We start from the raw sequence: 3,011 nt of genomic DNA on the forward strand, positions 1-3,011 counted from the left end.
TGCTTGAGGTGGGCGCGCTTGAGGCCGGCGTGTCCGAGGCCGGGGGCGGCGCCGGACGGGGCCCGTCCAGGCGCCGGATCCGCATGGTGCGGTCGTCACCACCGGGACCGCCGCCGTAGCCGCCGCGCCGGACCGGCGCGGCGGTGCGGGCCCGGGCGCGCTCCGCGCGCTCCCAGTCGGCCGCGAGGGCCGCCGGGTCGCTTCCGGTCACCTCGGCGAGGGCCACGACGGCGCTCCGGGGCACGGACTGGCGGGCGTTCAGATAGGTGTTCCACGCGGACCGCTCGTGCCCGGTGCGCTCGGCCACGGCCGTGACGCCGAGGCCGCTGCGGTCGATGAGGCGGCGCAGGCGTTCCGTGAACGCGCGGACCTCCGGATCGAGCTCCTCCGGCAGCGCCTTCCAGCCAGGCATGACGGTCCCCCTTGTTCCGTGCCTCCCGCGTCTCCCCTGCTCCACCGAAGGATGGCAGGTCCGGGGGCGATGCGCGCCCCGGATGCGCAGCCGAGGTACCGGAATGGTCACTTCCGTGCCACAGGGGCTTGTCGGCCCTTGAACCAACCTTGGCACGTACATGACCCTTGATCGCAGCGGCGCCCGCCCTCCCACGGGGGAGAGGGCGGGCGCCGCGCCACCTGCCGGCCGGGTCGTCCGGACGTCAGGCGGCCGTCATGTGACCGTCAGATGGAGGACGTCCTCCAGGAACGGGATCCTCAGCCAGGGCGCCGGCTGCACCATGAGCGCGAGCAGCACGATCAGGCCACCCATGACCCCGTACGTGATCATGTCCGTGAAGCGGGAGCGTACGGCGAGCATGCCCACCGAGGGCAGCACCCGGCGCAGCACGGCGCCCAGGAGGAGCGCCGCTCCGACCAGCATCGTGCCGATGCGGAAGGACTGCGGGAGCACGTCCGTCCCGACCACGAGCAGACCGGTCCCGGCAAGACCGAGCACGGTGAGCAGCGGCCACTGCCGGGCGGGCGCCGGGGCGTCACCGGAGGCCGCCCGACCGCCGCCCTCGGGCCGCGCGGTGCCGGTGGTGAGGCTGGGCGCGGGCCGCTTCCAGGGCGTGGCGCCACCGGTCGGGGCGCCCCCGGCCGACGTACCACCGGTCGAAGTGCCCCCGGCCGGGGCACTCCCGGCCGAAGCGCCTCCGGTCGCGGCGCCGGAGCCCGAGGCGCGCGAGCCCGACGCCCGGACGCTCCCGTTCTTCCTGGGGCCGTCGGCCGCCCCGTCCGGGGTCCCGGCCGTGCCGGGGGTCCCGGGGGTCACGTCAGAGCGCCGCGGCCGCGCGCTCGGCGGCCTCGACGACGTTGACGAGGAGCTGGGCGCGGGTCATCGGGCCGACGCCGCCGGGGTTCGGGGAGATCCACCCGGCCACCTCGGAGACGCCCGGGTCCACGTCGCCGACGATCTTGCCCTCGCCGTTGCGGGAGACGCCGACGTCGAGGACGGCCGCGCCCGGCTTCACGTCCTCGGGCTTGATCAGGTGCGGCACACCGGCCGCCGCGACGATGATGTCGGCGTTCCGCAGGTGCGCCGACAGGTCCCGGGTGCCGGTGTGGCACTGGGTCACGGTCGCGTTCTCGGAGCGGCGGGTGAGGATGAGCGGCATCGGGCGGCCGATGGTGACACCGCGGCCGACGACCACGACCTCCGCGCCGTTGATCTCCACGCCGTGCGCGCGGAGCAGCGTGATGACGCCGTTCGGCGTGCAGGGCAGCGGGGCGGGCTCGTTGAGGACGAGCCGGCCGAGGTTGGTCGGGTGCAGACCGTCGGCGTCCTTGGCCGGGTCCATCAGCTCCAGGATGCGGTTCTCGTCGATGCCCTTGGGGAGCGGGAGCTGCACGATGTAGCCCGTGCAGGCCGGGTCCTCGTTGAGCTCCCGTACGACCGCCTCGATCTCCTCCTGCGTGGCCGTGGCGGGCAGCGTGCGCTGGATCGAGGCGATGCCGACCTGCGCGCAGTCGCGGTGCTTGCCGGCCACGTACTTGTGGCTCGCCGGGTCGTCGCCGACCAGGACGGTGCCGAGTCCGGGTGTGAGGCCCCGCTCCTTGAGGGCCGCCACACGGACGGTCAGATCGGACTTGATCGCGGCTGCGGTGGCCTTGCCATCGAGAATCTGGGCGCTCATGGAGACATCCTCCCGGATGACCCCCGCCTTGTTCCAATTCGCTCGTGCCGGGCGGCCGATCACACGGAGCTACGGGTTGCACTTGCACAACTCCGATGCGTATCGACTGGACAAAAAGTCGACCAAGCGACCACGATGATCGGCGAAGTACCGCGGAAAGTGCCGGGGGGAATCCGCTCACATCCCGTGAAAAGTCCTCCGCGCGGGCCGCGTCGTCCCCGCACAGAGAAATTCACGGAGGAAACCCGCGATGAGCTTCGGTGACCCGAACAACCCGTACGGCCAGCCGCAGGGCCAGGGACAGGGACAGCAGCCCGGCTACGGCTACCCGCAGCAGTCCCCCCAGGGCGTGCCGCCGCAGCAGGGCTACGGCTACCCGGCGGCTCCGCCGGTCTCCCCGTACGGCGGGGGCGGCTACCCGGGCGTGGCCATGGAGATGCCGGGCGGTGTGAAGGCCGCGCGCGTCCTGATGTGGATCAGCGCCGCGTTCAACGTCCTCGGCGGCCTCGCCGTGATCGGCATGTCCTTCGCGCTCGACAGCGAGCTGGAGAAGTCCGGCGCCTCGTCCGCCGATGTCGATGCCTTCGCCGACATGGGCCAGGGCATCCTGATCGGCATCGGCATCTTCTCGCTGATCTTCGCCGCCTTCGGCATGGTGCTCGCCGCCAAGTTCCGCTCCGGCGGCAACGGGGTCCGGGTCGGCACCATCGTCTACTCCTCGATCAGCGTGCTGTTCAGCCTCTTCTCGCTGCCCCTCGGCATCGTGGGCCTCGCCCTGGCCGTCCTGGTCATCGTCTTCGTGGCGAAGTCGGACGGCTCGGCCTGGTTCAACCGCAACAAGCAGCAGTACTGATCCACACATGGCTGGGGCCCGGTTCC

4 protein-coding genes are annotated in these 3,011 nt (G+C 72.4%); 1 reads left to right on the forward strand and 3 read right to left on the reverse strand.

Annotation, left to right across the window (positions count from 1 at the left end; genetic code table 11):
* The 3 genes from AOK00_RS17565 to AOK00_RS17575 form a co-directional block, all read right to left on the reverse strand.
* The coding region (locus AOK00_RS17565; RefSeq protein WP_159041782.1) for a helix-turn-helix domain-containing protein at window positions 1-412 on the reverse strand (412 nt) is incomplete at its 3' end.
* A 255-nt stretch (window positions 413-667) separates the two neighbouring features.
* Entirely contained in the window at window positions 668-1,270 is a 603-nt protein-coding gene (locus tag AOK00_RS17570) for a DUF3017 domain-containing protein (protein ID WP_055601253.1), read from the reverse strand.
* A 1-nt stretch (window position 1,271) separates the two neighbouring features.
* Window positions 1,272-2,132 carry a bifunctional methylenetetrahydrofolate dehydrogenase/methenyltetrahydrofolate cyclohydrolase gene (locus tag AOK00_RS17575; RefSeq protein WP_055601254.1) on the reverse strand — a complete coding sequence of 287 codons (861 nt, stop codon included), beginning with the start codon at window positions 2,130-2,132 and terminating at the stop codon, window positions 1,272-1,274.
* A gap of 250 nt (window positions 2,133-2,382) precedes the next feature.
* Here AOK00_RS17575 and AOK00_RS17580 point away from each other — a divergent pair, with 250 nt between their 5' ends.
* Entirely contained in the window at window positions 2,383-2,985 is a 603-nt protein-coding gene (locus AOK00_RS17580; protein ID WP_055601255.1) for a DUF4064 domain-containing protein, read from the forward strand.
* The last annotated feature ends 26 nt before the right edge of the window (window positions 2,986-3,011 follow it).

This window comes from Streptomyces aureus, assembly GCF_001418135.1.
In the GTDB taxonomy this organism is placed as follows: domain Bacteria; phylum Actinomycetota; class Actinomycetes; order Streptomycetales; family Streptomycetaceae; genus Streptomyces; species Streptomyces aureus_A.